21 protein-coding genes are annotated in these 24,777 nt (G+C 62.3%); 10 read left to right on the top strand and 11 right to left on the bottom strand.

All coding sequences use genetic code 11. The features are described from left to right. Positions 1 to 74: 74 nt before the first annotated feature. The 5 genes from JNO50_RS02655 to JNO50_RS02635 all read left to right on the top strand — a co-directional run bounded on the left by JNO50_RS02655 (position 75) and on the right by JNO50_RS02635 (position 5,571). Positions 75 to 1,430 carry an aldehyde dehydrogenase family protein gene (locus tag JNO50_RS02655; protein ID WP_189536528.1) on the top strand — a complete coding sequence of 452 codons (1,356 nt, stop codon included), beginning with the start codon at positions 75 to 77 and terminating at the stop codon, positions 1,428 to 1,430. After that, positions 1,427 to 1,642, top strand: coding sequence for a DUF485 domain-containing protein (locus JNO50_RS02650; protein ID WP_189536526.1), 216 nt, complete (start codon positions 1,427 to 1,429; stop codon positions 1,640 to 1,642). The genes JNO50_RS02655 and JNO50_RS02650 overlap by 4 nt, the downstream gene beginning before the upstream one ends. Continuing rightward, entirely contained in the window at positions 1,639 to 3,126 is a 1,488-nt protein-coding gene (locus JNO50_RS02645; protein WP_189536525.1) for a solute symporter family protein, read from the top strand. Before JNO50_RS02650 ends, JNO50_RS02645 begins: the two co-directional genes overlap by 4 nt. Next, the gene (locus JNO50_RS02640; protein WP_189536523.1) at positions 3,123 to 4,520 is read left to right on the top strand and encodes an FAD-binding oxidoreductase; all 1,398 of its coding nucleotides are present in this window, start codon (positions 3,123 to 3,125) and stop codon (positions 4,518 to 4,520) included. The genes JNO50_RS02645 and JNO50_RS02640 overlap by 4 nt, the downstream gene beginning before the upstream one ends. 295 nt (positions 4,521 to 4,815) lie before the next feature. Then, positions 4,816 to 5,571 (top strand): hypothetical protein, encoded by a 756-nt coding sequence (locus JNO50_RS02635; RefSeq protein ID WP_189536521.1) that lies wholly within the window; start codon positions 4,816 to 4,818, stop codon positions 5,569 to 5,571. Positions 5,572 to 5,817: 246 nt separating this feature from the next. On the opposite strand, the gene JNO50_RS02630 is transcribed toward JNO50_RS02635, so the two are convergent. The 6 genes from JNO50_RS02630 to JNO50_RS02605 all read right to left on the bottom strand — a co-directional run bounded on the left by JNO50_RS02630 (position 5,818) and on the right by JNO50_RS02605 (position 13,452). Then, on the bottom strand, positions 5,818 to 6,819 hold the full coding sequence (locus JNO50_RS02630) for an IS110 family RNA-guided transposase (protein ID WP_215796465.1): 1,002 nt from the start codon (positions 6,817 to 6,819) through the stop codon (positions 5,818 to 5,820). Positions 6,820 to 6,953: 134 nt separating this feature from the next. Further along, positions 6,954 to 8,831, bottom strand: coding sequence for a methyl-accepting chemotaxis protein (locus JNO50_RS02625; RefSeq protein ID WP_189533747.1), 1,878 nt, complete (start codon positions 8,829 to 8,831; stop codon positions 6,954 to 6,956). Positions 8,832 to 9,162: 331 nt separating this feature from the next. Next, complete coding sequence (locus tag JNO50_RS02620; protein ID WP_189533749.1) at positions 9,163 to 9,621, bottom strand: hypothetical protein; 459 nt, start codon at positions 9,619 to 9,621, stop codon at positions 9,163 to 9,165. Between the two features lie 315 nt (positions 9,622 to 9,936). After that, positions 9,937 to 11,565: a 3-(methylthio)propionyl-CoA ligase gene (locus JNO50_RS02615; protein WP_229804657.1), complete on the bottom strand. Its 1,629-nt coding sequence runs from the start codon at positions 11,563 to 11,565 to the stop codon at positions 9,937 to 9,939. 121 nt (positions 11,566 to 11,686) lie between these two features. Beyond that, on the bottom strand, positions 11,687 to 12,214 hold the full coding sequence (locus tag JNO50_RS02610) for a response regulator transcription factor (RefSeq protein ID WP_189533751.1): 528 nt from the start codon (positions 12,212 to 12,214) through the stop codon (positions 11,687 to 11,689). Continuing rightward, positions 12,211 to 13,452, bottom strand: coding sequence for a HAMP domain-containing histidine kinase (locus tag JNO50_RS02605; protein WP_189533974.1), 1,242 nt, complete (start codon positions 13,450 to 13,452; stop codon positions 12,211 to 12,213). The genes JNO50_RS02610 and JNO50_RS02605 overlap by 4 nt, the downstream gene beginning before the upstream one ends. Positions 13,453 to 13,577: 125 nt before the next feature. Between JNO50_RS02605 and JNO50_RS02600 the strand changes: the two genes are divergently transcribed. The 5 genes from JNO50_RS02600 to JNO50_RS02580 all read left to right on the top strand — a co-directional run bounded on the left by JNO50_RS02600 (position 13,578) and on the right by JNO50_RS02580 (position 20,220). Continuing rightward, positions 13,578 to 15,497, top strand: coding sequence for a TonB-dependent copper receptor (locus tag JNO50_RS02600; RefSeq protein WP_189533753.1), 1,920 nt, complete (start codon positions 13,578 to 13,580; stop codon positions 15,495 to 15,497). Positions 15,498 to 15,561: 64 nt separating this feature from the next. Continuing rightward, on the top strand, positions 15,562 to 16,836 hold the full coding sequence (locus JNO50_RS02595) for an Hsp70 family protein (protein WP_189533755.1): 1,275 nt from the start codon (positions 15,562 to 15,564) through the stop codon (positions 16,834 to 16,836). Between the two features lie 106 nt (positions 16,837 to 16,942). Then, positions 16,943 to 17,791: a UDP-2,3-diacylglucosamine diphosphatase gene (locus JNO50_RS02590; protein ID WP_189533757.1), complete on the top strand. Its 849-nt coding sequence runs from the start codon at positions 16,943 to 16,945 to the stop codon at positions 17,789 to 17,791. Further along, positions 17,779 to 18,834: a glycosyltransferase family 4 protein gene (locus JNO50_RS02585; RefSeq protein WP_189533759.1), complete on the top strand. Its 1,056-nt coding sequence runs from the start codon at positions 17,779 to 17,781 to the stop codon at positions 18,832 to 18,834. Before JNO50_RS02590 ends, JNO50_RS02585 begins: the two co-directional genes overlap by 13 nt. Before the next feature lie 609 nt (positions 18,835 to 19,443). Next, positions 19,444 to 20,220 carry a ferredoxin--NADP reductase gene (locus tag JNO50_RS02580; protein WP_189533761.1) on the top strand — a complete coding sequence of 259 codons (777 nt, stop codon included), beginning with the start codon at positions 19,444 to 19,446 and terminating at the stop codon, positions 20,218 to 20,220. A gap of 58 nt (positions 20,221 to 20,278) precedes the next feature. Here JNO50_RS02580 and JNO50_RS02575 read toward each other — a convergent pair whose 3' ends face one another. From JNO50_RS02575 to rquA, 5 genes are all read right to left on the bottom strand, one after another. After that, complete coding sequence (locus JNO50_RS02575; protein WP_189533763.1) at positions 20,279 to 21,097, bottom strand: MipA/OmpV family protein; 819 nt, start codon at positions 21,095 to 21,097, stop codon at positions 20,279 to 20,281. Between the two features lie 94 nt (positions 21,098 to 21,191). Then, positions 21,192 to 22,502, bottom strand: a complete 1,311-nt coding sequence (locus JNO50_RS02570; protein ID WP_189533765.1) for an ATP-binding protein — start codon at positions 22,500 to 22,502, stop codon at positions 21,192 to 21,194. Further along, positions 22,496 to 23,197, bottom strand: coding sequence for a winged helix-turn-helix domain-containing protein (locus tag JNO50_RS02565; RefSeq protein WP_189533767.1), 702 nt, complete (start codon positions 23,195 to 23,197; stop codon positions 22,496 to 22,498). Before JNO50_RS02565 ends, JNO50_RS02570 begins: the two co-directional genes overlap by 7 nt. A gap of 276 nt (positions 23,198 to 23,473) precedes the next feature. Continuing rightward, positions 23,474 to 23,881, bottom strand: coding sequence for a hypothetical protein (locus JNO50_RS02560; protein WP_189533769.1), 408 nt, complete (start codon positions 23,879 to 23,881; stop codon positions 23,474 to 23,476). A 146-nt stretch (positions 23,882 to 24,027) separates the two neighbouring features. Further along, positions 24,028 to 24,738: a rhodoquinone biosynthesis methyltransferase RquA gene (gene rquA / locus JNO50_RS02555; protein WP_189533771.1), complete on the bottom strand. Its 711-nt coding sequence runs from the start codon at positions 24,736 to 24,738 to the stop codon at positions 24,028 to 24,030. Between the last annotated feature and the right edge of the window lie 39 nt (positions 24,739 to 24,777).

Below are 24,777 nucleotides of genomic sequence, written 5' to 3'. Positions count from 1 at the left end.
CATACCGCTCTGCCATTTCTGCTGCTATTTTGTTACATTGCTTCACTGGCAATTCCATCCCACCGAGCTGTGTCATGACTGATTTCACCTCCTGCAATCCGGCTACCGGAGAGCTTGTTTTCACTCGCCAGGCCTGGACGGCGGAACAGCTGGACGGCGCCTTGCAACGACTCGCCGGCGCCCGCCACCCCTGGTCAAGGCTCAGCGTCGGACAACGCGCGCAAAAATTGCTCGGTCTTGCCGACGAACTCACACGGGTGCGTCTCGAACTGGCACAGCTGATCACTCTTGAAGTCGGCAAGCGCACTGTCGAATGCCTCGCTGAAATCGACAAATCCGTGCAACTGATCCGCTATTACGCGGAGCTCGCCCCCAAACTGCTCGAAGCGATCCCCATCCAGACCCATGCCAGCAAAAGCGGGGTTGCGTTCGAACCCTTGGGGCAGGTTCTGGCCATCATGCCCTGGAACTATCCGGTGTGGCAGGTGCTGCGCTTTGCCGTTCCCGCCCTGATGGCCGGCAATACCTGTCTGGTCAAGCCGGCCCCGGTCGTGCCGCAAAGCACGGCGAAACTGCTCGACTGCGTGCGAGAAGCCGGGCTGGATGTTCTGGATGTGGCCTGGATCATGCACGAGCACGTGGAAACGGCCGTACGCGCCTCCGATGCCGTGGCCTTCACCGGCTCCACTTCGACCGGCCGGATCATCGCCAGCCTGGCGGGCCGGCACCTGAAAAAAACCGTGCTCGAACTGGGCGGCAGCAATCCGTTCATCGTCCTGGCCGATGCCGACGTGGAGGCCGCCGCTCGCGAAGCCGTCCATTCGCGCTTTCGCGATGCGGGTCAGTCCTGCAACGCGGCCAAACGCATGATTCTGGTTCCGCAGATCGCCGAGGACTTCATCCGCTGCTTCGTCGAAGAAGCCTCGCGGTTGAGCCCGGGCGATCCGACCCAGGAATCGACCACGCTCGCCCCGATGACGCGGGCCGACTTGCGCGCCCACCTGCACCACCAGGTGACCGATGCCCTGCATAACGGAGCATCGCTGTTGCTTGGCGGGACGTTGCCTGCCGGACCGGGCTTCTTTTATCCGGCCACCGTGCTGGACAACGTCAATGCCGCCTGCCGTGTCTACCACGAAGAAGTCTTCGGACCGGTCGCCAGTCTGATCCGCGCCCGCGATGAAGAAGACGCGATCCGCATCGCCAACGATACTCCATTCGGTCTTGGCGCCTCGTTGTATACTGCGGATACCGAACACGGCTGGCACCTCGCCCGGCAAATCGAAGCCGGGAGCGTCTTTGTCAATCGCCACACCAGTTCCGACCTTCGCCTGCCTTTCGGCGGCGTGAAGGCATCGGGCTATGGTCGCGAGTTGTCCGAGTTCGGCCTGTACGAATTCGTCAACGTCAAGACCTACTGGCAAAAGTGACCACCAACACCGCATCCGGGCGGGTTCGCCGCAAGCAGCTCGCCCTGCTCACCCTGCTGTTCGGCGGCTATTACCTGATCGTCGCCTTTTTTCCCGGACTGCTGGCCTTGCCCGTCCGGCCGGGGTCGGCCGTACCGGTCTCCATCGTGCTGGCGCTCGCGCTGATCTGGACAGGCTTTCTGCTGACCGTATGGATCGCCCGCTCGCCATGAATATCGCCCAACTGTGCTTCATTTTGCTGACCGTCGGCAGCCTGGCCATCGTCGGCGTCGCCGCCCGCCGGCGCATTGCCGGAGCCGACGAGCTGTACACGGGCGGATCGCGCCTGCGTGCCTGGCAGAACGGTCTGGCCCTGTCCGGAGACTATCTGTCGGCCGCCGCGTTTTTGGGAGCGGCGGGCATGTGGGTCGGCCAGGGCTACGACTCGCTGATCTATGCCGTTGGCACACTGGCCGGCTGGCCGCTGTTGATGATTCTTCTTGCCGACCGCTTGCGCGAACTGGGCCGCTATACGGTGGCCGATGTCCTGGAGCACAGGTTTCCCGGCCGTCCGGTGCGCCTGATGTCGTCGGCCGCGTCATTGCTGATTACCGGTTTCTACCTGACTGTCCAGATGGTGGCGGGCGGCAAACTGATGGCGCTGCTGTTCGGCATCCCGTATCCCGCCGCGCTCGCCGGGCTCTCGGCGCTGATCCTGCTCTACGCCACGGCAGGCGGCATGCGCGCCACCACCTGGGCCCAAATGGCCAAAGCCGCCCTGCTCCTTGCCACCGCGTCCGCGCTCGCCGCGGGTGTCTGGCTGCGCCATGACGGAGGTCTTGGCGGGCTGATCGCGGATGTCATCGCCCGCCACCCGGCCGGCGCGGGGATACTGCAGCCCAGCCCCGCCATGAGTTCGCCCTGGGAGGTGTTGTCGCTGGGTATCGGACTCGTCTTCGGATTACTCGGCCTGCCACATGTGCTGATGCGTTTTTTCACGGTGCCGGATGCGGCCACGGCCCGCCGCTCGGTGGCCTGGGCAACCGGACTCATCGCTCTGATGTTCACGCTCAATGCCCTCATCGGCGCCGGAGCCATCGTCTACGTCAACGCCAACCCCGCATTCCATGACGCCCAGGGACACCTGACCGGCGGCGGCAATATGGTCGTGCTGCATCTTGCCGACTACCTCGGCGGAGAGCTGTTCAGGGCGGTGGTCTCCGCGGTCGCTTTCGCGACGCTTCTCGCCGTCGTCGCCGGGCTGACCCTCGCGGGCAGCGCGACGATCGGCCACGACATTTATGCCCGACTGATCCGCGGCCGGATCGCCGACAACGAAGAGCTCGCGGCGGCGCGCCTCGCATCGGTCGGGCTGGTGGTTGGCGCCGCTCTGCTGGCCCTTGCGTGCGAACAGCAGAACATCGCGTTTCTGATGGGGCTCGCGTTTGCGGTATCGGCCAGCGCCCAGGCTCCCGTTCTGATCCTGACGCTTTACTGGCCGGGCTTCACCCGCCGAGGCGCGCTATGGACAGGATGGACGGGCATGGCCGCCTCGGCCTTCGCCGTCTTCAGCGGTCCGGCGTTCGCCGGAGGCGGACGAAGCTGGCACTTTCCACTGGCCAACCCCACTCTGTTTTCCCTGTCCCTGGCGCTGGCCGCCGGCCTTCTGGCCTCCCGGCTGGAGCGGCAGTCGCACCATCCCGGAACCGCCCCATGATCGACAGCTCATTCCTTGCCGCCGTCTCCCGGCTGATCGGCCCGTCCCACCTCTTGACCGAAGAGCGCGACGTGCGTCCCTTGTGCCTCGATTGGCGTGGACGTTACCAGGGGGTTCCGATGGCGGTCGCCTACCCGGGCACCCGGGACGAGACCGCGGAACTGGTGACGCTTTGCGCCAGACACCGGGTGCCGATCGTGCCGCAAGGCGGCAATACCTCGACGTGCGGCGCGGCCACGCCGGATGTCAGCGGCCGGCAGCTCGTGGTGGGACTCAAGCGCCTTGACCGGGTCATCGGAGTCGATACCGCCAACAACACCATGACGCTGGAAGCGGGCATGACGCTCGCCCAGGCTCAGGAGATCGCGCGGCAACAGCGCCGGCTGTTTCCCCTGTCGCTGGCCAGCGAAGGAAGCTGCCAGATCGGCGGCAACCTGTCGACCAATGCCGGCGGACTCGCGGTTCTGCGCTATGGCACGATGCGCGAGCTGACCCTGGGTCTTGAGGTCGTTCTGCCGGACGGCCGCCGGATGACAGCGCTGGAAGGATTGCGCAAAAACACCACCGGTCTGGACCTCAAACACTGGTTCATCGGCGCGGAAGGACAACTGGGACTGATCACGGCCGCCACGCTCAAGCTGTTCGCGCTGCCCACCGCCCATGCCACGGCGCTGGTCGGCCTGCCCTCCAGCCAGGCGGCGATCGACTGGCTGGGCGGACTAAAGGACGCCTTCGGGGACCGGTTGACCACGTTCGAATTGATGACGCGGGATTGCCTGGAACTGGTGGAACGCTTCAAGACCGCCGATGTGCCGTTCATGGCGCCGGTTTCCGTACTGCTCGAACTGTCCGACAGTGGCGATGACAGCACACTGAACGAGCGGCTTGTCGCCTGGCTTGGCAACAGGGATGACATGGTCGATGGCGTGATTGCCATGAACGAGAGCCAGCGCGCCGCCCTGTGGAATCTGCGGGAGACGATGTCGGAAACCCAGCGTCTGCAAGGGGCGAGCATCAAGCACGATATCGCCGTGCCCAGCAGCGCCATTCCGGAGTTTCTCGAACGGGCGGGCGACGCCTTGCGCGCCGAATTTCCCGGTTGCCGAATCATGGCGTTCGGCCATGCCGGCGACGGCAATCTGCACTACAACATTTCCGCCACGCGCGCCGACGCCGCGCGTCTTTTCGAGGACGAGCCGCGCGTCAACGAGATCGTCTACGATATCGTATACGCACTGTCCGGAACGCTCGCCGCGGAACACGGCATTGGTCAACTCAAGACCCATTGGCTCGAGCGCTACAAAGATCCGCTGCAATTGTCGCTGATGCGGTCGCTCAAGCGGCAGCTGGACCCGGACAATCTGATGAATCCGGGCAAATGGCTCTCGGACTGAGCCGCTGATGTGGCGCCAACGCACATCGCGGCACTGGCAAAACGGACAGTAGCCGGCCGCGCGCGGAGTGTTTTTTCCCGTCGGGATCGCTTGGCCGCCACACCGTCATCTGCTGCGGTGCAGCATAAAAGGCTTTCATGTCAGTGAGTTAGCCACCCGGCACATCCCTGACAGCGCCTGATCTAACAAAAAAACATTCCGTTTATATTAATTAATCCGGATATAAATGACAGTATTTTAGGCGATAAGAGGTTTGTAAGCTGCTGCCACTCAGTCAACTTCAACGAGGAAGTCCATGAGCGGCAACAAAAAACACTCCACTCGGGTTGTCATCCCGAGCAAGATGACCAGCCAAGAACAACACGATCTGGTCGACCAGCTGTACGACGTGCATAACACCATCTTCGCCGGCGAAGACCGGCAGGTGTTCGCGCACTGCCTGATTCCCCCCGACGCCTCGCATACCAGTATCCTGCTGCATTACGGCGAGGACAGCCGCATCGTCGGTTATTGCGCCCTTCACCTGTTCCGGCACCATTCGTCCGGACGGCGCTACAAGGTTCTGCGCATCCAGTTCGGCCTGCTCAAGCACTACCGCGGCCGCAACCGCAATACGCTGTTCCTGTTTTCGCGGATCCTGCGGTACTGGCTGACCAACCCCCTGCAGCCGATGTATCTGCTCGAAGCGATGATCCACCCGTCAAGCTACGTGCTGATGCACAAGTACATCCGCAACATGTGGCCCGGCCCCGGAAGCTCGACATCGCATCCACTGGCATCCCGGGTCGCCGATCTGAAAGCATGCCTGGGCTACCAGCTGGCATCGCCGGGAATCCCCTTTATCGTGGATACCGGCGCCGTGACCCGCGACACTCCGACCGATGCGGCCTATTGGAGAACGAGCGATAAGCCCGCCGTCCGCTATTTCCTGGAAGCCAATCCGCACTACACTCAGGGGCATGGACTGCTGGCCATCGCGGCGGTGTCCCTGTCCAACTTCGGTCACGCGATGGTTCGCATCGCCCGGGAAAAACTCAAGCGCTTACGCTGAAAATCCAATAAACCTATGGTCAGCCTGACCTTTGCAAGAACAGAGTGCTGATGAATAATGACGGGGTAGGCTTGCTCTAATCTATCCGGATTCTTGGTGGGCAGCTATGCCCGATCCATGATGTGAGCCGCTCCTGCAGGTCCCTAAAAAACCCTCAGTCTCTCATGACTGTTTTCATTGTCGGGGGGTTCTGCAGGCCGTGGGCCGGTTGTCGTCATCAGTGTCTGTCTTGGCAAAAGCAGGCTTCTACTCGCCGCCTTTCGCGAGTACCGCCCACACGACCCGTGCCAGTTTGTTGGCCAGTGCGCAGGCCACGATGTTCGAGTGGCGACGCTGCATCAGCGCCATCGTCCACGCTGCCATCGCACTCTTCCCGCGCGGCGCGTTCTGCATGATCACCCGGGCACATTGCACCAGCAGACGGCGCAGGCTTTTGTCTCCCCGTTTGCTGATGCCCAGCAGCTTGGACTTTCCACCCGTCGAGTACTGTCGCGGCACCAGACCCAGTGATGCCGCAAAGTCACGCGCGTTGCCGTAGTCCTTGGCATTGCCGGCGTCTGCCGACAACTGGCTGGCGGTGATCGGGCCGATGCCGGGTATCGTCATCAACCGCAGGGCGACATCGTCCTGCCGGGCCTCTGCCGCGATCTCGCGCTCCAGTTCTTCGACCTCCGCCTTGAGCAAGCGGTAGTGCTCCAGCTGTCGTTGCAAGATCTGCCGGGCCTTGACGGGCAAACCGTTGGTCTCGTCCATCAGCTGCATCGGCAACTGCGTGATCCCCCGCACCCCGACGGGAAGCGCGATACCGAATTCCAGCAGCAGCGCATGGATCTGGTTGTTGGTCTGTACCCGTTCGGCAATGCGGGCCTCACGCAAGCGATGCAGTGCGGACAAGGCTTGCTGTTCGGCGCTCTTGGCGGCCACGTAACGCATGGTCGGACGTGCCGCCGCCTCGCAAATGGCCTGGGCATCGATGAAATCGTTCTGGTTGCCGGAGACGAACGGACGGATGTACTGCGGCGCAATCAGTTGCACGGTATGGCCGAAGCCCGCCAGCTTGCGTGCCAGCCAATGGGCGCCACAGCAGGCTTCCATGGCGATGCGGCAGGGAGGATGCTTGGCGAGGAATGCGATGAGGCTGCAGCGATTGAACTGTTTCTTGAGGACCGGATTGCCGCGCGGGTCGTGCCCGATCAGAGGAAAACTGTGCTTGCCGATATCCAGGCCGATCCGTGTGACGGTTGCCATGATGCTCTCCCCGAAGAAGAAAAAATGCCTCAGCAGGTTTGACGCCTGCTGAGGCATTTAGGTCAGGCTGACCATCACATTAAACCCCGCGGAGAAGGGACTCGCCGCGGGGCTTCGTGTTCCGGGAACAAGGTTTACAGCTTGAAGCGCTCGAACGCAGCCTGCATCTGGCCTGCCGCGCTGGCCAGCTGGCCAAGTTCGGTGCTGACATTCTGCAGCATATCGTCGTTCTCCAGAATCCGGCCGTTGATGGTTTCGGTGCTCTGGGCGATCAGGGTGCTGGCATTGTGTTGCTCATTGGTCGAATGCGCGATTTCGTGCATCTTGTTGACCACTTCCTCCATGGTCTCGCGGATGCTGCGGATGCCTTCAACGGCATCGCGCGTCAGGTTCACGCCCTCGTCGACCGACGCGACGGTGCTATTCATGTCCTCGACAGCTCGGTTGGTTTCCTGACGGATGGCGGTCACCATGCTGCTGATTTCCAGCGTGGCCTGAGCGGTGCGCTCGGCCAGTTTGCGCACTTCGTCCGCCACCACGGCAAAACCGCGGCCCTGCTCGCCGGCCCGTGCCGCTTCGATCGCGGCATTGAGCGCCAACAGGTTGGTCTGATCGGCGATATCGCGGATCACGTTGGTGATGCCGCTGATTTCCTGGGAGCGCTTGTCGAGCGATGCCAGCATGCCTTCCAGGCCGCGCACCGAACCGACCGTCGATTCCATGCCCTGCGACAGGCGGGTGATGCTTTCCGCGTTGTCCTGCAGACGCACTTCGGTTTCGTTGACCATGCTGTCGGCTTGATGCGCGCTATCGGCGATGTGCGAAATGCTGACGGTGATTTCTTCCAGCGTCGCCGCGTTCGACGACGACACATCCGACATCTGGCGCGAGCTTTCCGCGACACCGCCCACCAGATGGCTGACTTCCTGCACGCCGCCGATCAGGCTGCTCGCCTCGTCGCGCAAGCGCACGAACATGGTTTGCAGCTGGCTGACGAACAGGTTGAAGGACTGGGCGGTCTCCGCAAGCTCAATGCTGCCGGTTTCATCCAGGCGCATGGTCAGATCGCCTTCGCCATGCGAGATGTCGACCATGGCGTTGCGCAAACGGATCAGGCCGGCCAGCATGCTGCTCAGAATGAAGCTTGCCACCGGCGTCATCACCAGGAAGACCAGGGCGAACAGTCCGGCGATCGTATAAACGAGTTTCGTCAGCGGCTCCATCACGGCCGACTTGCTCACCGCCATGCCGATCATCCAGTCGGTTCCGGGTACGCTCAGCACCTGGAACATCATGGTGTCGCCGTTCATATCGACTTCCTGAAGCACATCTTCCTTTTCAATGCGCTGCAGGTATTCTCCGGTCAGTTGCGGGTTGAGGGTACTCAGGGGCTTGAGGGTCAGGTCGGCCTGCGGATGGGCGATCACGGTACCGGCCCGATTGACGAGGAAAGTGTAGCCGCCGGCGCGCAGCTTGGTCGACAACACGGCCTTGACCACGTTTTCCACGGTGATGTCACCGGCCACCACACCGGCAAGACTGCCGTTGACCTTGTACGGGGAAGCGATGGTCAGCGTAAGCTTTTTGGAATCGGCATCGACATAGGGACCGTTGATGACGGTTTTTCCGGCATTTTTCGCTTGGGTATACCAGTCGCGGGTACGGATATCGTAGCCTTGCGGCATTACCCAATCGCTGGCGAACAAGCCGTGTCCGTCTTCATATCCTGCATAAATATCGAGAAAACCACCGGTCACGACCGCTTGCTTCAGGTGGGGATTCGCATCGGGTTTGCCAAGAATGTGCGACTGACCTTCCACTACCCGCAACTTGTCGTCGAGCCATGTGGAGATCACCGACTGCTGGCCGTAAAGTACGGCATTGAACTCCTGATCGAGACCGTGCAGGATTTCCGAGCGCATCTGGAAGAACGCCATAGTCACCAGCACCAGACCGAAAATGGCCATTAACGCCGCGTTCAGGGCTATCAGCCTGTTCTTGAGCGATTTCATCGTTTACCTTTCCCGAGTTGCTTTTGCAGGAGCCCTGCGGCCCGTTGCTGTCCGATCGGCCACGCGCCCGCGCGAGTGGCAGTATTGCAGAAAGAGTCGTCCAGCAACGCGATGTCACGGACTATCCCGTTAACCATAGCGCATGCGCGGAACTTGGCGAACAGTTAATGACAAACGCCAGCCGCACTCTTTGATATGGCGCACATACATTAGAATTATCCGATTTACTTCTTTATTGTGTGAGAAAGTGTCGCATTCAGGCAACGGGAATAATGACGAAATCAACACATTTATAATTTGTATATGCAATAGAGATTACCCAGATCTCATGTCACAGAGGCGCCTGCTGCCGCAGATTTTCCCGCTCGCTTTCGCCCAGATCCGTCATGACCACCACCTTGACCACGGCCCGGCCGTTGGTCAGGCTTGTCCTGGGTTGGGCCCGCAGCGCCTCGCCCGGTCTCAACCAGGCGCGTTTCGTGGCCGGATCGAGGATCAGCCAGCGGCTGTCGCTCTCGACAAGCGTTTCCGTGCCGATGCGCCAGCCCCGGTTGATGGCGTGAAGCGTCAGCGACATGGGACTTCCGGTGAACGACGCGGAGCTGATGCGAACTTCGGTATCGCGCCCGCCAGCGCCATAGCCCAGCGAAACGGGGCTCGCGCCGAAAGCGCCCGCCGTGACGGTTACCGAGCGGTGCGAAGGCGTGTCCTGATTGACGACACTGATGCAACCGCTCAACGACAGCGAAACGGCAAGGCAAAGTGAAGCGAGAGTAACGCGTGCATGCATGATAATGACTCCCTCTGGGACAAAATGGCAGGCCGGTCAAAATCGGCGCCGGAGATGGATATCGGGAGACAATAAATGACAAAAACATAAAGGTAAACACCCCCGATCCGCGCAGGCAAAAAAAATCCCCTGCAGCTTGTCCGCAGGGGCCAACACGAGGAAGAAACACCTCACCGGCTAACGCCGGATTGATGCTTCGAGGGGCTAACACCACACAAAGACCTGACGGCCTTGTGTGAGTCAGTGAATTTAGCGTAATTGCTCTATCCTGTCCATGGTCTTTTGTGTTTTTTTTCGTTAACGGGCAAAAACGAATCAATCCGACCATTTGTAGTCGGCAAACAACTCGCGCAGTTTCATTTTCTGCAATTTCCCTGTCGCGGTATGCGGCAGCTCCGCCACGAAGACGATGTCGTTGGGTGTCCACCAGCTGGCGATCTTGCCCTTGTAAAAGTCCAGCAACTCATCGCGCGTGGCGGTCTGGCCGGGCTTGAGCACCACCACCATCAATGGCCGCTCGTCCCATTTCGGATGCGGCACGCCGATCGCGGCCGCTTCGGCAACGGCGGGGTGTCCGACCAGAATGTTCTCCAGCTCGATCGAACTGATCCATTCGCCGCCCGACTTGATGACGTCCTTGGTCCGGTCGGTGATCTTCATGTAGCCGTCCTTGTCCACCGTCACCACATCTCCGGTGTTGAACCAGCCGTCCTCGGTATGGGCGCTGTCGCGCTCGCGGCGGAAATACTGCGACAGCACCCAGGGGCCGCGCACTTGCAGGTTGCCGAACGCGACGCCGTCATGCGGCAAGGGGCGGCCCATGTCGTCGACAATGCGCAGATCCACCCCGAAAATCGCCCGGCCCTGGCGGGTATGAAGTTGGCGCAAGGTTTGCGCATCGCTGGCGCGATGCTTGAATTTCGGCGTGCTGGTCGTGCCGCACGGCGACAGTTCGGTCATCCCCCACAACTGGCGCAACTCGGCGCCATGCTCAGCCAGTTGGTCGATCATCGACTCCGGCGCGGCGGATCCGCCCACGATCACCCGCTTGAGACTATGCATTTTCAGATGGTTGCGCTCGCAATGCTGCAGCAACATGAGCCACACCGTGGGCACGCCGGCGGCCAGGGTGACGTGTTCATTCTCGATCAATTCGTAAAGGCTGATGCCATCCATCTTGGCGCCCGGCAACACCAGTTTGGCGCCGTTCATCGCGCAACTGTACGGCAGACCCCAGGCATTCACATGGAACATCGGCACCACGGGCAGGACGCAACCCTCCGCGGAAATATGCAGGCTGTCGGGCAAGGAGCTGGCGAAAGCGTGCAGCACGGTCGAACGATGCGAATACAGCACGCCCTTCGGATTGCCGGTGGTGCCCGAGGTGTAGCACAGGCTGGAAGCGGCGTTTTCGTTAAGCACCGGCCATTCGTAGCGGTCACTGGAACGGCGCACCAGATCCTCGTAGCACAACAGATTGTCGATCGAGGTCTCGCGCGGCATGTGGTCTCGATCCGTCATCAGTACGAAATGCCGAACCGTGTTGAGAGTCGGAGCGAGCTGTTCGACCATCGCGAGAAAGGTCAAATCGAACATCAGCACGACATCCTCGCCATGGTTGACGATGTAGGCGATTTGCTCGGCGAACAGCCGCGGATTGACGGTATGACAGATTGCCCCCATGCCGGATACCGCGTAGTAGGCCTCCAGGTGGCGGTAGCCGTTCCAGGCCAGCGTGCCGACCGTCTCCCCTTCCACCACGCCCAAATCCGTCAGCGCGTTCGCCAACTGGCGCGCGCGCCGCGCCGCGTCACCCCAGGTATAGCGGTGAATCGGCCCTTCGATACTGCGGGAAACGATTTCGGTATCGGAATGGTAGCGCTCGGCATGGTCCAGCAGACTGGAAATGAGCAAGGGCTGGTCCATCATCTGTCCACGCATCATCTGTCTTTCTCCCCTTTGTCGTCGTGAAGGCGTCATTTAATGCCAATTGGATCAGACTAGGGCATCTTCGAGCATTAACTCAAATCAAATTTTCTGATGAAGGGGGTAAAGCCAGGCTGATTCACTCGCGCACCGGGCGCTTGGCCAACATGCGCTGGAGCGTGCGTCGATGCATGTTCAGCGCCCTCGCGGTCGCCGAGATATTGCCTCCGTGCTCGGCCAGCACGCGCTGCAGGTGCTCCCAGGTGACGCGCTTGAGCGACATCGGCTGAGGCGCGACCGCAAGGTCCGGATTGGCCGCGTCCTGCTCGAACGCGGCGAGGATGTCATCGAGGGTCGCGGGCTTGGCAAGGTACTGCACCGCGCCCAGCTTGGTCGCCTCCACCGCCGTGGCGATGCTGGCGTAACCGGTCAACACGACGATCCGGCTGTCCGGTCCCGCGGCTTTAAGGCGAGGCAGCAGGCGCAAGCCGCTCTGGCCGCCGAGATGGAGATCCAGCAGCACATGCCGTGGCGCGCGCATCATGGCGGCCAGCGCGGAATCCTCATCGCAGGCGATATCGACGCTGTATCCGCGCCGCCCGAGGGATCGGGAAAGAATCGACGCGAAGGCGACGTCATCGTCGATCAGCAGAAAATCCAGGCTCATGGCACTCTCCGGCGGTTCAGCGGCAGGACGATCCTGGCGTGGACGCCTCCGCCCAGACGATTCACGAGCTCAAGGCGGCCGCCAAGGCGCGCGAGCGTGGCATGACTGAGCAGCACGCCAAGCCCCATGCCGGCGGGTTTGCCCGACACCAGCGGTGTCAGGCCGGCACGCGCCAGTTGCTCATCGCTCAGACTGCCCTTCCTGTTAATCACATCGAGCGTCAATCCCCCGGCAGCGAGCGATGCGCGGACCTCGACCTCCCCGCCGCCGGCTTCCGCCGCATTGTTGACCAGATTGAAGAACGCCGGCCAGAACGCGCTGTCCAGACCGACGACCGGATCCGGGACATCCGGGGGCGTCCAGATCAGAACCACATCCGGCCGCAATGCGCGCCAGCCTTCGAGCCGGTCGGCCAACATGGCGAACAGCGGCGCCTCGCGCACGCCGGACTCCGCCCCGTCCTTCAGGGCGAACAAGGCCTGGCGGCAACCGGCGAGCTGTTCTTTCATCGTCTGCAAATCGGCGGCGAGCTCCGCGTCCCCGGCCCGGAACTCCGCCATTTCATCGACCAGAAGGGTCAGGGTATTGAGGGGGGTGGACAGGGCATGCGCCGCGCCGGCCGCCTGCATCCCCACCGCGAGCAGCTGCTCGTCCCGCGACAGGGCCTCCCGCGCGGCCGTCAGCATCGCTTCGCGGGACGCGAGTCGGCGCGCCAGCCATGACACGAAACCGGTCATCAGCAGCGCGGACAAGGAGAAGGTGACCCACATGCCGGTCAGGTGTAATGACACGGCGTACGCGGCATCCCCTGCGGCGGCCGGCCAGGGCAGGTGCCAGCGGAACAGGGCGGCATAGGCCAGCAAGGTGGCGAACGCCAGCGTCCAGGCAAAGGCGGCGGGCAACAGCAGCGCCGCGAACAGTACGGGCGGAAGATAAAGGGACGCCAGGGGGTTGGCCGCCCCGCCGGTGAACGCGAGGACTTCGGTCAGGCAGATCACGTCGGCGGCCAGCCCCGCTCCGAGCCACAGGGCCGGCGTGCGCGAACGCGCGCCGCAGCGGGCGAGAACGAGGTTGGCGGCCGTCAGGGTCAGGAGCGCCTGGGCCAGCAGGGGATACGGCAGCGCCACGCCCGCCGCGCCGCCCGCAACGCACAGCAGCGCGCCCGAGCACAGCGTCAGCCAACGCAGTTGCGCAAGCCCCGCCGCCGCGCGCGGCAGGTCATGGGAAAACGGTGACATCACAGCCATGTCCGCCACTGTAACAGATTCCATGGCGAGTTCGCGCTGCGACACTTTGTCACATTCCCGTCGTCGGATGATTCTTCTAGCATTCAGCCGGTCCAAAACACCTATATGACATAACAATGAGAGATCTTCTCCGCTTCATTCCCCTTCCGGCGGTGCTCGCCGTCACGCAGGCCTTCGCCGCCGATCTTCGTCCGGTGTACATCGGCGACGAAGTGGTGGTCACCGCGGTGCGCAGCCGCCAGCCACTCAGAGTGGAAACCGACCCGCGCGCGCCGCGCCAGCCGGTGCCCGCCGCCGACGGCGCCGGACTGCTCAAAAGCATCCCCGGCTTCAGCGTCGCGCGCAAGGGCGGCGAATCGGGCGACCCGGTGCTGCGCGGTCTGGGCGGCTCGCGTCTGGCCATTCAGGCCGACGGCGCCTTCCTTTATGGCGGCTGCGGAGGCCGCATGGATCCTCCAACCGCCTATCTCTTTCCCGATGCCTGGGACAAGGTGACCGTGGTCAAGGGACCGCAAAGCGTGACGATGGGCGCGCCGCTGATCGCCGGCGCCGTGGACTTCGAACGCCGCACCGCGCCTTTCGACGAAGCGGGCGCGCGCTTGAGCGGCGGACTGATGGCCGGCAGCGGCGACCGCAACGAAGTCTATGCCGACGCCGCATTCGGCGCCCGGTACGGTTATCTGCGCGTGCTCGGCACGCGTAACCATGGCGGCGACTACCGTGACGGCGCAGGACGCAAGGTGCATTCGTCCTACCGGCGCGAAAGCCAGACGCTGATCGCCGGGTTCACACCGGACAGCGCAACGCTGATCGAACTGACCGTCGACAAAAGCCGCGGCCAGGCCGCCTACGCCGACCGGGGTATGGACGGCAGCCGCTTCGACCGCGAGGCCTGGTCGCTGAAAGCCGAACGCCGCAACCTTGCCGACTGGCTGACGGCCGTGCGCCTGAACATCGGCCACAGCAATGTCGACCACGTGATGGACAATTACACGCTCAGACCCTGGACACCCGCCGCCAAGCGCGCCGCCATGAATCCGGTCCGCGAAGTCGATACCGGCAAGGCCGCCGCCGAGCTGCAATTGGGCGATCTGTCGCTGACGGTCGGTGTCGATACCCTGCGCGACCGGCATGAATGGATACGGAATCGCGTGAGCCAGTCCGATCAGGCGAGCGACAACACCGGCGTCTTCGCGGAAGGCCGCCTGCCGCTTGGCGACAGCGGCACTCTGGTTTCCGGCCTCCGGCGCGACCTGACCCGCACCACCTATGACAGCACACCGCAGTCCGCAGCAGGCCGCGTGCGCGATTACGAACTGGAATCCGGTTTCGCGCGTTACGAACACCGCTCGGGTGCCTGGACAGGCTACGCCGGATTCGGCCAGGCGATGCGCGCGCCGGATTACTGGGAGGACGGCATCGCCGCCCGGCAGCACCCGGAAAAACTGCGCCAGCTGGATATCGGCGCCCTCTACCAAGCGAAGGATGTCAAAGCCTCGCTGTCGGCATTCGCCGGCAGGATCGACAATTACATCCTGAGGCAAACCGGCGTCGGCTATCGCAATGTGAATGCCTGGCACCACGGGCTTGAGGCCGACATCAGCTGGGAATTCCTACCGTCCTGGACGGCGACCGGCACCCTCGCCTGGGTACATGCCGACAACCTCAGCGACCGCCGTCCGCTGGCGCAGACAACGCCGTTGCAGGGCACACTCGGTGTCGGCTACGACAACGGCGCCTGGTCGGCCGGAGCGCTCTGGCGCCTCGCCGCCCGTCAAGACCGGATCGCCAGCGGCCAGGGCGGTATCGTCGGTCTCGACAACGGAGAAACCGCCGGTTTCGGGATTCTCTCGCTCAACGCCGGCTGGCAGATCGATCGTCATAACAAACTCACGGCGGGAGTGGACAATGTGTTCAACCGCGTCTACGCCGAAGCCGTGAGCAAAGGCGGGGTGCCCATTCCGGGGTACGAAAGCACCGGCAAAGTGAACGAGCCCGGACGGACGCTCTGGGTGAAATGGCAAGGCACCTGGTAAAGCCCTTTCCAATCAGAGACCTGTCGCGTATCATCGCCGTCCCGTTTTCTTCTGGAGCCGACACATGGGACGGCACTCCCGGGCCCGCGCGCTGGGCATCGACTTTGGCACGTCCAACTCCACCGCAGGCTGGCTGCGGCCAGGCCAGGACACGCTGATTCCTCTCGAGGACGGCAGCATCACGCTGCCGTCCGTGGTGTTTTTCAACTACGAAGAGGAAGTCTGCCGTTTCGGCCGGCGCGCCCTGGCCGACTACATGGAAGGTTACGAAGGACGCCTGATGCGTTCCCTCAAGAGTCTGCTCGGCTCATCGTTGATGGAAGGCCAGACCGAGGTGCAGGGACGTCCGCTTCCTTTCCGCCACCTGCTGTCGCTATTCATCCGTGAAATCAGGCAGCGCGCCGAAGCCCACTCGGACCGGGCCTTCGACCAGGTGGTGCTGGGACGGCCGGTGTTTTTCGTCGATGACGACCCCGCCGCCGACCGGCTCGCCGAGGATACGCTGGGCGCCATCGCCCGCGAAGTGGGGTTTCGTGATGTCTCCTTCCAGTTCGAACCCATCGCCGCGGCCTTCGATTACGAATCGCGGCTGGACCGCGAAGAACGGGTGCTGATCGTGGACATTGGCGGAGGCACATCCGATTTCTCGCTGGTGCGTCTCTCTCCCGAACGAAGCCGCCTGGACGACCGGCGCGACGACCTGCTGGCCACCGGCGGCATCCACATCGGCGGCACCGATTTCGACCGGCAACTGAGCCTTGCCGGACTAATGCCGCTGTTCGGCTTCCGCTCCCGGCTGAAAAACAATGCCGAGATGCCTTCGGCCCAGTTTTTCAATCTGGCCACCTGGCACACCATCAATTTCGCCTACACCCGCAAGGCCTGGAGCGATCTGTCGGACGTGTTCGCCGACGCGCGCGAACCGGCGCTGCTTGACCGGCTGTTCGAACTGATCCGCCAGCGCGCCGGCCATCGACTGGCCATGCAGGTCGAAGACGCCAAGATCGCCCTGTCTGGCAACGCGACGGCCCGGGTCGATCTTGAGCATATCGAGAAAGGGCTGTTCGCGGCGCTGACCAGGGAAGGGTTCGACCAGGCCATCGAGGCGCAGACCGATCAGGTCGCCCGCACGGTCGGCCGACTATTGGCGGACGCGGGATTGAATGGCAGCCGTATCGATACGGTGTTCTTCACCGGAGGATCGAGCGGCGTGCCGCTGTTGCGCGAACGCATCGCCCGCGCCCTGCCGGAGGCCCGCCATGTGGAGGGCAATCTGTTCGGCAGTATCGGCAGCGGCCTGGCCATCGAAGCAGCGCGGCGTTACGGTAGCGAGGATTGACACCCGAACGCCATCATTTCGTCACTACGCTGTCATCGATCGAACACATCGCTGTCACCGGGCCCATGCACGATACCGCTGTCGCCACGCACGCGGAGCCCGCTCGATGCCGTCTGATGCGCAACCGTCCGAACACCGCCACTACCGCGCCATCTGGATATCCGATGTCCATCTGGGCACCGCCGGATGCCGCGCGGATCACTTGCTGGACTTTCTGAGGCACAACGAGTCGGACTACCTCTATCTGGTCGGCGACATTGTCGACGGCTGGCAATTGCGCAAGTCCTGGTACTGGAAGCAAAGCCACAACGACGTGGTGCAGAAAATCCTCCGCAAGGCCCGCAAGGGCACGCGGGTTGTATACATCCCGGGCAACCACGATGAGGCGGCGCGCCAGTACGTGGATCTGGACTTCGGCGGTATCGCCATCCGCCGCGAAGCCGAACACCGTCTTGCGGATGGAAGGCGCATGCTGATATTGCATGGCGACGAATTCGACGGCGTAATCCAGTACGCCAAATGGCTGGCCTATCTGGGCGACTCCCTGTACACCTTCATTCTTCAGCTGAACCGCGGCTTCAACTGGATCCGGCACAAGCTCGGAATGCCTTACTGGTCGTTGTCGCAATACCTCAAACTCAAGGTGAAGAACGCCGTCAACTTCATCAACGACTTCGAAAACATCCTGGCCAACGAGGCTCGTCGCCGTGGTTTCGACGGTGTGATCTGCGGCCATATCCACAAAGCCGAAATCAAGGACATCGGCGGTATTCTGTACGGCAATAGCGGCGACTGGGTAGAGAGCCTGTCGGCGCTGGTCGAGCACCCGGACGGCACGCTCGATGTCCTGTACTGGACCCGCTTCCTGCCCGGCCGGTCGCCGCTCTCCGATATCCCGGACGACGCGCCCGCCCCCCCGTCGCAACCTCCCCTGGAGACAACATGCGCATCCTGATCGTCACCGACGCCTGGCACCCTCAGGTCAATGGAGTGGTACGAACCCTGACCGAAACCCGCCGCGAACTGGTGCACTTCGGCCACCGGGTCGACATGATCACCCCGCAGGATTTCCGTACCCTGCCCTGCCCGACCTATCCGGATATCCGTCTAGCCCTGTTCCCCTACGGCCGGGTCGCCAAAACCATCCGCGACCTCGCGCCTGACGCCATCCATATCGCCACGGAAGGGCCGCTCGGGCTCGCCGCGCGCCGGTATTGCCTGCGCCAGGGACTGCAATTCACCACCGCCTACCACACCCGCTTCCCGGAATACATCCATGCGAGGATCCGTTTGCCCCTGTCGCTGAGTTACGCCTGGATGCGCCGTTTTCACGGGGCGTCCGCCGCGGTCATGGTGCCGACCCGCTCTGTGGCCGACGATCTGATCGCCCGTGGTTTCACCAACGTGGTGCTATGGGGGCGGGGCGTGGACACGGAGCTTTTCACTCCGGGAGAACGGGACAGGCTCGACGAGTCGCGTCCGCCACGCTTTGTCTACATCGGCCGCGTGGCCGTGGAAAAGAATATCGAGGCCTTTCTCAAGCTTGATCTGCCCGGCAGCAAATGGGTGGTGGGCGACGGGCCGTTGCTTGCCCGTCTCAAAGCCCACTACCCCGATGTGCATTTCGCCGGGGTGTTCCCGCAGGCGGAGCTCGCTCGCTTTTACCGCGCGGCGGATGTCTTCGTGTTCCCCAGTCTGACCGACACTTTCGGTCTTGTCCTGCTCGAGGCGATGGCGTGCGGCACGCCGGTGGCGGCTTACCCGGTGGCGGGACCCCGCGATGTGGTCGGAGACAGCGGCGCCGGAGCACTCGACGACGATCTGCGGCGCGCCTGCCTCGCGGCGCTGGCGATCGATCGGGAGCATGTGCGCCAGATCGCGGAACGGTTCTCCTGGACGTCGGCGGCACGGCAATTCGAGCGGCATTTGCACCCTAACACCCAGCCCGAGCCGGGAGCGGCCGACTCCGCAGCCCTGACGGATGACGCCTTGCAATAGCCTCGTACCGGACTATAGTGAAAGTGTCTGAACAGCAGGGAGATTATGGATGACAGAAACGGCCATCGTTCGGACGGCATCCCCTGATTCGGGCCAAGTCAAGCCCAGAGTGTCAAGCATCACTGAAGATGCACGGAATCCGCCGCTCCGGCACCGACCGAAGAATGCTCAATGATTTCGATGTATTGCGCTGTTAACGAAGAGAACGGGGTTTCCCCTCATGTCGCCCATCCATGGCGCGACCGCCCGCCGGCATGACACGGCGCGGCCGGAACGAAACGCAGTGCACGGGCCGTCCCGCGACGGACAGGCCATGATCTTTACGCAAGACACGATGAAACGTTGACTCGACAGGCGCGCGGCAGTACCGACCCTCCTTATGGCGCGCGCCAAAGGTACTTCCATCTGTTGTTGTTCCCCGGAGGGTGGCGCTGCCACCCTCCTCTGCTTTATCTTTAACCCCGTCCACCGCCACGATTGTCAGACAGTTTGACCGGCATCAGGGTTGTGTCGCTTTTCGCCGGGTCGTCTCGCATCAGGCGAGCCAAGCCGCCCGTAACACTGTAGAATGCTCCTCATTCTTTTCTCCTCAGACAGTTATTCTCGCTTATGGCAACCCTGACCACTGAACGCGTGCTCAGCGTTCACCACTGGAACGACACACTTTTCAGTTTCACCACGACCCGCGACGCGGGCCTGCGCTTCATCAACGGACAATTTGTCATGATCGGCCTGATGGTCAATGGCAAGCCGCTGATCCGCGCCTACAGCATCGTCAGCGCTAACTGGGAAGAAAACCTCGAGTTCTTCAGCATCAAGGTGCAGGACGGCCCTCTGACCTCGCGCCTGCAGCACCTCAAGGTCGGCGACGAAATCGTCGTCAGCGGCAAACCGACCGGCACCCTGGTCCAGGACAACCTGCTGCCGGGCAAGAACCTGTACCTGTTCTCCACCGGTACCGGCCTCGCTCCGTTCATGAGCATCATCAAGGATCCGGAGGTCTACGACCTCTACGAGAAGATCGTGCTGGTGCACGGCGTGCGCTGGGTCAGCGAACTGGCGTACGAGGATTACATCACGCGCGAACTGCCGGACAACGAGTTCTTCGGCGAGGTGGTGCGCGAAAAGCTGATCTACTACCCGACCGTGACCCGCGAGCCGTACCGCAATCAGGGTCGCCTGACCGACCTCATCGTCAGCGGCAAATTGTGCAGCGACATCGGCCTGCCGCAACTGAACCCCGAACACGACCGCGCCTTGCTGTGCGGCAGTCCGGCGATGCTCGAGGATACCTGCCGCATCCTCGACAACCTGGGCTTCAAGGAGTCGCCGCGCATGGGCGAGCCGGGCGACTACGCCATCGAGCGGGCTTTCGTCGAGAAGTGAGCACTCTGCCGTTTCCATGAAAAAAGGAGGCCAGGCCTCCTTTTTTTCGCGCTGTCCGTCAGAATTGATAGCCCAGCATCAATCCGCCGGAATACTGGTGCTTCTTCTGGGTCAACGGACTTTTTCCCGCATCGCCGACAAGCTGCGCCGCTTCGACACTCAATGTCGCCGAGAAATGCTTATCGATAGGATAGCTCCAGCTGCCGCCAAGCGACACGCTCTCCATCCCGGCTTTCGGACGGTATGCGGCGAACCGGGTTCTCCCCGCCTGCGCGGCGCTCACGCCATACCAGGTCTGCATGTAATTGGAATCGCCAAAACTCGCCCCGAGCAGCACCGACACCGTCCCGCCAGTACCTTTGACAAGATCGGTGCCGATACCGACATGCACTTGGGTATAGGCCTTGCCGGTATCCTTGTCGCTGCCCTGCTTCAGGGCACGGCGGATGGAACCGCTCAACACGACCGGCCCGATCGGCGCGCTGATGTCCCAGCCGATCGAGGCACGTGACTTGATATCTCCCATGCCGCGCAAATAATCGGAGCCTTCGCCATGCTTGCGATGATCCTTGCGGGAGCCCGATAAACCAACATACACCTGTGTCGAGACACCGTTTGGCAGCGTCGTGCCCCATCCCAATCCGGAATCGCTGTCGAGGAAGACACCATAGGGGGAACGGATGGACAGCCCGTATGCCGGCGAGGTGGCGGTATCCTTGCTTCCGCTGTAGCGCGGCGCCACGCCTCCCCCGACCATAACCCCAACCTGCCAGTCATCGCCCGCCCAAGCCTGGGAGACCAGAGCGCCCGCTCCCGTCGTAAGAAGGATGATGCGCGCAGCGGCCAGCCAGGCACGATTTGCAAGCCTTGTTACCATGACATTTACCCATGACTAATAGATAATCGACATGGTAGAGACTCGGCTCCAGAGGTTCTCCATTCACATGTAATGAATTTGTGAAAAAATGTATCTATTTGACCGGCGACCCCGGACGGGCCGGCAAAATAATGGTGAACAGGGCCCCTCCCAGTTCGGCTTCGCCGATTTCGATGCTCCCGCCGTGCCAGCGGACAATCCGCCGGACAATGGCGAGTCCCAGGCCGAAACCGCCCGTGGTTCTATCGCGGCTTTCGTCAAGCCGGGTAAAGGGCTCGAAGACCCGCAGCCGGTCCGCGGGCGGAATGCCGGGGCCGTCATCGGCAATCGTCAGGATCTGTCCCGCCGGCGTTTCGGCGAAGCGGATTTCGACACGCCGTTCCGCGTAGCGAATCGCATTGCGCAACAGGTTGACCGCCGCCCGCGTCATCGCGCGTACTTCGAATACTCCTGTCGCGGAGGTATCGCCGGACGCCACGCATTCGATATCGCGCGCCCGGGCCTCCAGCTCAACGTGTCCGACCACCTCTTCCAGCCAGGAAGCGATCACCACGCGCGAACAGGTGCTCATGCTGCCCCGATGTTCAAGACGGGCATAAGCCAGCAGCTCCGAAACCATATCGTCCAGCTCGCGGACATCGGCCGCCATGTCGTCGATCAATTCATTGCGCTCGGCCGGCTTGTCCGCGCTGCGCAACATATCCAGTTCGAAAGTCAGACGCGCCAGGGGGGTGCGCAGTTCATGCGACAGCGCATTGGTCAGATCGCGCTGGTTATTGATAAGCTCGGCGATCTTGTCGCTCATCCTGTTGAAATGCTCGGCCAAATCCCGAATGGTCGAGCGCTTGGACACCCCCACCCGCGCGCGCAGGACTCCTTCGCCAAGTTTTTGCGTCACCTCCTTGAGCAGCTGCAGATCGCGCCATAACGGAAATACCCACAGCCACAGCAGGGCTCCTACCGTCATCGCCAGAAACGAGTAGGCGAACCACAGCATCGGGGATGTGAGCAGGGTGGGCTCGGGTGGAAGGCTGACCCGCAGCCATTGCCCGTCCGCGGGATTGCGCATCGGCGTCACGTACTCGATGAAGTCGTCCCGGCTGATGAAACGGCCTTTGGTCAACAAGTCCCGTTCCTTGTCGCTCACCGGGAATGTCGCGGCATCGACCAGGGCCAGCTTCAGGCCATAATGCGGCCGCCACTCCTCCAGCTTGCGGGCGCGCTCGGCGCGCGGCAAGGGAGAGAGCTGCTCGACCAGGGTATACAGCTGTCCGCGCACCGCCTCATGGTTGTAGCTTTCGATCGTGGCCGGGAAAAACGTCAGCACCACCCAATTGATAACGGGGACCGCCGCGATGAAACCCAACACCAGCATGCAGTAAAGGCGCAGAAAAAATCTCAGCATCCCTGCGAAGTCCATTCCAGCGTACTGAATAAGTAGCCCCTTCCCCAAACCGTTTTGATATGTCTTGGTTCTCTCGGGTCGTCTTCCAGCTTGCGGCGCAAACGGCTGATGCAGACATCCACAGTACGATCCAGACCGTTAAAATCAATGCCGCGGACAAGATTCATGATGTCATCGCGACTGAGTACGCGGCCGGCGTGGCTGGCCAGCACCCACAGGGTTTCGAATTCCATGGTGGTCACGTCGACAGGCAGACCGTCACGGACAACCCGGCGGTTGCCGCGGTCGATCAGCAATGAGCCGAACGAGAGCACGTCCCGCTCCTCGTCACCCGCCTGCGGGCGACGCAACCTGGCCCGTATCCGCGCAAGCAGGACAGGAGGTTCGACAGGCTTGATGACATAATCGTCGGCCCCGGATTCAAGACCGATGATCTGGTCCACGTCCTCTTCGCGCGCGCTCAACATCAGGATGGGTACGCTGGAAAATCCGCGGATATCGCGGCAGACCTGCAGGCCGTCGCGTCCTGGCAGCATCAGATCGAGCACCACCAGATCGGGCTGAAAGGATTTGTACGCCGCCACCGCCTCGTCCCCCCGAAAGCACGGACTCACGTCGAAACCGTGCTGGGCAAGGAACTGGGTCATCAGGCGGGAAAGTTTCTGGTCGTCTTCCACCAGAAGGATTTTGCTCATGTCAGGGATCTCCGGACGCTATCCAGGATGGCGGCGAGATCTCGTTGACCGCCATCGATTCAGGCAAAGCTCCACATCGAAAGACGTCTCACGCTACTGATTGTCGACCGGCCAGTCAATCCATAAAGGATATTTGTTACATTATTTCAATACAATGACAATACACGTCACAGAGCGTCACACCGCAATTTCGGGGGTTTCCGGGGGAATTCCCGGGTCTGCCGCAACAAAACGACGTGTAGTGCGCCCGTCGTTTTTGTTCCACATGGCGCATCCTCACCGGCCCGTCGCAGCGGGAGCGGGCCGCCAACCGCCAGGGCATTCGCTGACATACGGGTAATACTGCTTGCGGGCCGGGCAGAAGTACCAGACCCGGACAGCCGTCGCGGGGGACTCGGGCTCGGGGGGCGACGGCGGCACGGGGGGAGTCGGCGCCGGCATCGGAGCGGAAGGAGCGTAGGGGTCGGGGTAGGGATACACCGGCGCGTTATAAAAAAACCAAACGCCCCCGCTGACCCACCACCAGCCGAAGCGGCCCCGGTAGTCGCCGTGCAACCAGTGCCCGGAGCGCCAGACTTGCCGATCCGGGCCATGGCGCGGATGCCGGGAATCATGAGTTTCGGCCGCGGCGGGGGTCAACAGACCGAGAGCCATGACGGTCGCCAGAGTCAGGGTCGCTGCCATGTCATGCCTTTCCCGATCGTTATTGCGCCGCGATGCCGCCAGCGCACGTTCAAGTCCAGTATCGGCCGAAATCGTGTCGCGACGGTGAGCCGGCATCGCGAACCGGTTGCTGGCCATGAAAACCCTGACCCCTTTACAAACCGTCGTTACTCCCGGGCGCGATGCCGCACGGAGACAATTTGGTAGACGCCGCCGAAAATGGTGCGCTTTTCCCAGACGAAACGCTCCGGCTCGCTGGCATACTCGCGGATTTCCTTGCGCCACAGCGCGCAGGCGAATGGTTCGAGCCAGGCATTGACCCCGCGCAGCAACCAGCCGATCGGCTGCCAGGCGGCGGGTTTGTGATAATCGACGAACAGCGCTTCGCCCCCTTCGGGCAATTGGGAAAGCATGTTGTCCACGATCCGGCATTTCAGGTCGTCCGGCACTTCATGCAGCAGGAAAAAGCTGACGATAAGATCGAACGGCTCGGCCGGACGGTAGGTCGCCGCATCGGCCCGGACAACTTCGGCATGCGGATAGGCCGCCAGCTTGGCTACCGCATGTTCCACCTGCACAGGCGTGATGTCGGTGAGCAGGAAGCGTCCCGCCGCGCCGGTCTTGGCGGCGACCCGGGCAACCAGATCGCCGTAGACGTGGGCGACTTGCCAAACGCGCAGGCCGGGCCGGACGCGGGCGAGGAAAGCGCGCATCAGGCGCTGGTCATTGCCGAACAGCAAGGTCTTGACGACGACATTGCGATCAAGCAGCCGGGCATGGTCGGGATTGACATAGGCCCAGTCGTAGACCTCGGTCATATAAGCCGGCACATCTTCGTAATACAACTGACGCGAGGCCTTTGGCGGGTTGTGTGTCATAAGTCATCTAGTCGTCGTTATGGATTCCGTTTCAGACTA

Origin of the sequence: Paludibacterium paludis (genome assembly GCF_018802605.1) — a bacterium.
In the GTDB taxonomy this organism is placed as follows: Bacteria; Pseudomonadota; Gammaproteobacteria; order Burkholderiales; family Chromobacteriaceae; genus Paludibacterium; species Paludibacterium paludis.
Note: the sequence above shows the minus strand (reverse complement) of the source record. Positions and strands in the feature narration are given on the sequence as shown.

Excerpts from the sequence above, each read along its gene's own strand:
- JNO50_RS02620 (WP_189533749.1), bottom strand. The coding sequence starts at position 9,621 with ATGCATGCACGCGTTACTCTCGCTTCACTTTGCCTTGCCGTTTCGCTG.
- JNO50_RS02570 (WP_189533765.1), bottom strand. The coding sequence starts at position 22,502 with ATGCTGAGATTTTTTCTGCGCCTTTACTGCATGCTGGTGTTGGGTTTC.
- JNO50_RS02615 (WP_229804657.1), bottom strand. The coding sequence starts at position 11,565 with ATGATGCGTGGACAGATGATGGACCAGCCCTTGCTCATTTCCAGTCTG.
- JNO50_RS02655 (WP_189536528.1), top strand. The coding sequence starts at position 75 with ATGACTGATTTCACCTCCTGCAATCCGGCTACCGGAGAGCTTGTTTTC.
- JNO50_RS02605 (WP_189533974.1), bottom strand. The coding sequence starts at position 13,452 with ATGTCACCGTTTTCCCATGACCTGCCGCGCGCGGCGGCGGGGCTTGCG.
- JNO50_RS02610 (WP_189533751.1), bottom strand. The coding sequence starts at position 12,214 with ATGAGCCTGGATTTTCTGCTGATCGACGATGACGTCGCCTTCGCGTCG.
- JNO50_RS02600 (WP_189533753.1), top strand. The coding sequence starts at position 13,578 with ATGAGAGATCTTCTCCGCTTCATTCCCCTTCCGGCGGTGCTCGCCGTC.
- JNO50_RS02595 (WP_189533755.1), top strand. The coding sequence starts at position 15,562 with ATGGGACGGCACTCCCGGGCCCGCGCGCTGGGCATCGACTTTGGCACG.
- JNO50_RS02630 (WP_215796465.1), bottom strand. The coding sequence starts at position 6,819 with ATGGCAACCGTCACACGGATCGGCCTGGATATCGGCAAGCACAGTTTT.
- rquA (WP_189533771.1), bottom strand. The coding sequence starts at position 24,738 with ATGACACACAACCCGCCAAAGGCCTCGCGTCAGTTGTATTACGAAGAT.
- JNO50_RS02645 (WP_189536525.1), top strand. The coding sequence starts at position 1,639 with ATGAATATCGCCCAACTGTGCTTCATTTTGCTGACCGTCGGCAGCCTG.
- JNO50_RS02560 (WP_189533769.1), bottom strand. The coding sequence starts at position 23,881 with ATGGCAGCGACCCTGACTCTGGCGACCGTCATGGCTCTCGGTCTGTTG.
- JNO50_RS02580 (WP_189533761.1), top strand. The coding sequence starts at position 19,444 with ATGGCAACCCTGACCACTGAACGCGTGCTCAGCGTTCACCACTGGAAC.
- JNO50_RS02585 (WP_189533759.1), top strand. The coding sequence starts at position 17,779 with ATGCGCATCCTGATCGTCACCGACGCCTGGCACCCTCAGGTCAATGGA.
- JNO50_RS02640 (WP_189536523.1), top strand. The coding sequence starts at position 3,123 with ATGATCGACAGCTCATTCCTTGCCGCCGTCTCCCGGCTGATCGGCCCG.
- JNO50_RS02590 (WP_189533757.1), top strand. The coding sequence starts at position 16,943 with ATGCCGTCTGATGCGCAACCGTCCGAACACCGCCACTACCGCGCCATC.
- JNO50_RS02575 (WP_189533763.1), bottom strand. The coding sequence starts at position 21,097 with ATGGTAACAAGGCTTGCAAATCGTGCCTGGCTGGCCGCTGCGCGCATC.
- JNO50_RS02565 (WP_189533767.1), bottom strand. The coding sequence starts at position 23,197 with ATGAGCAAAATCCTTCTGGTGGAAGACGACCAGAAACTTTCCCGCCTG.
- JNO50_RS02635 (WP_189536521.1), top strand. The coding sequence starts at position 4,816 with ATGAGCGGCAACAAAAAACACTCCACTCGGGTTGTCATCCCGAGCAAG.
- JNO50_RS02625 (WP_189533747.1), bottom strand. The coding sequence starts at position 8,831 with ATGAAATCGCTCAAGAACAGGCTGATAGCCCTGAACGCGGCGTTAATG.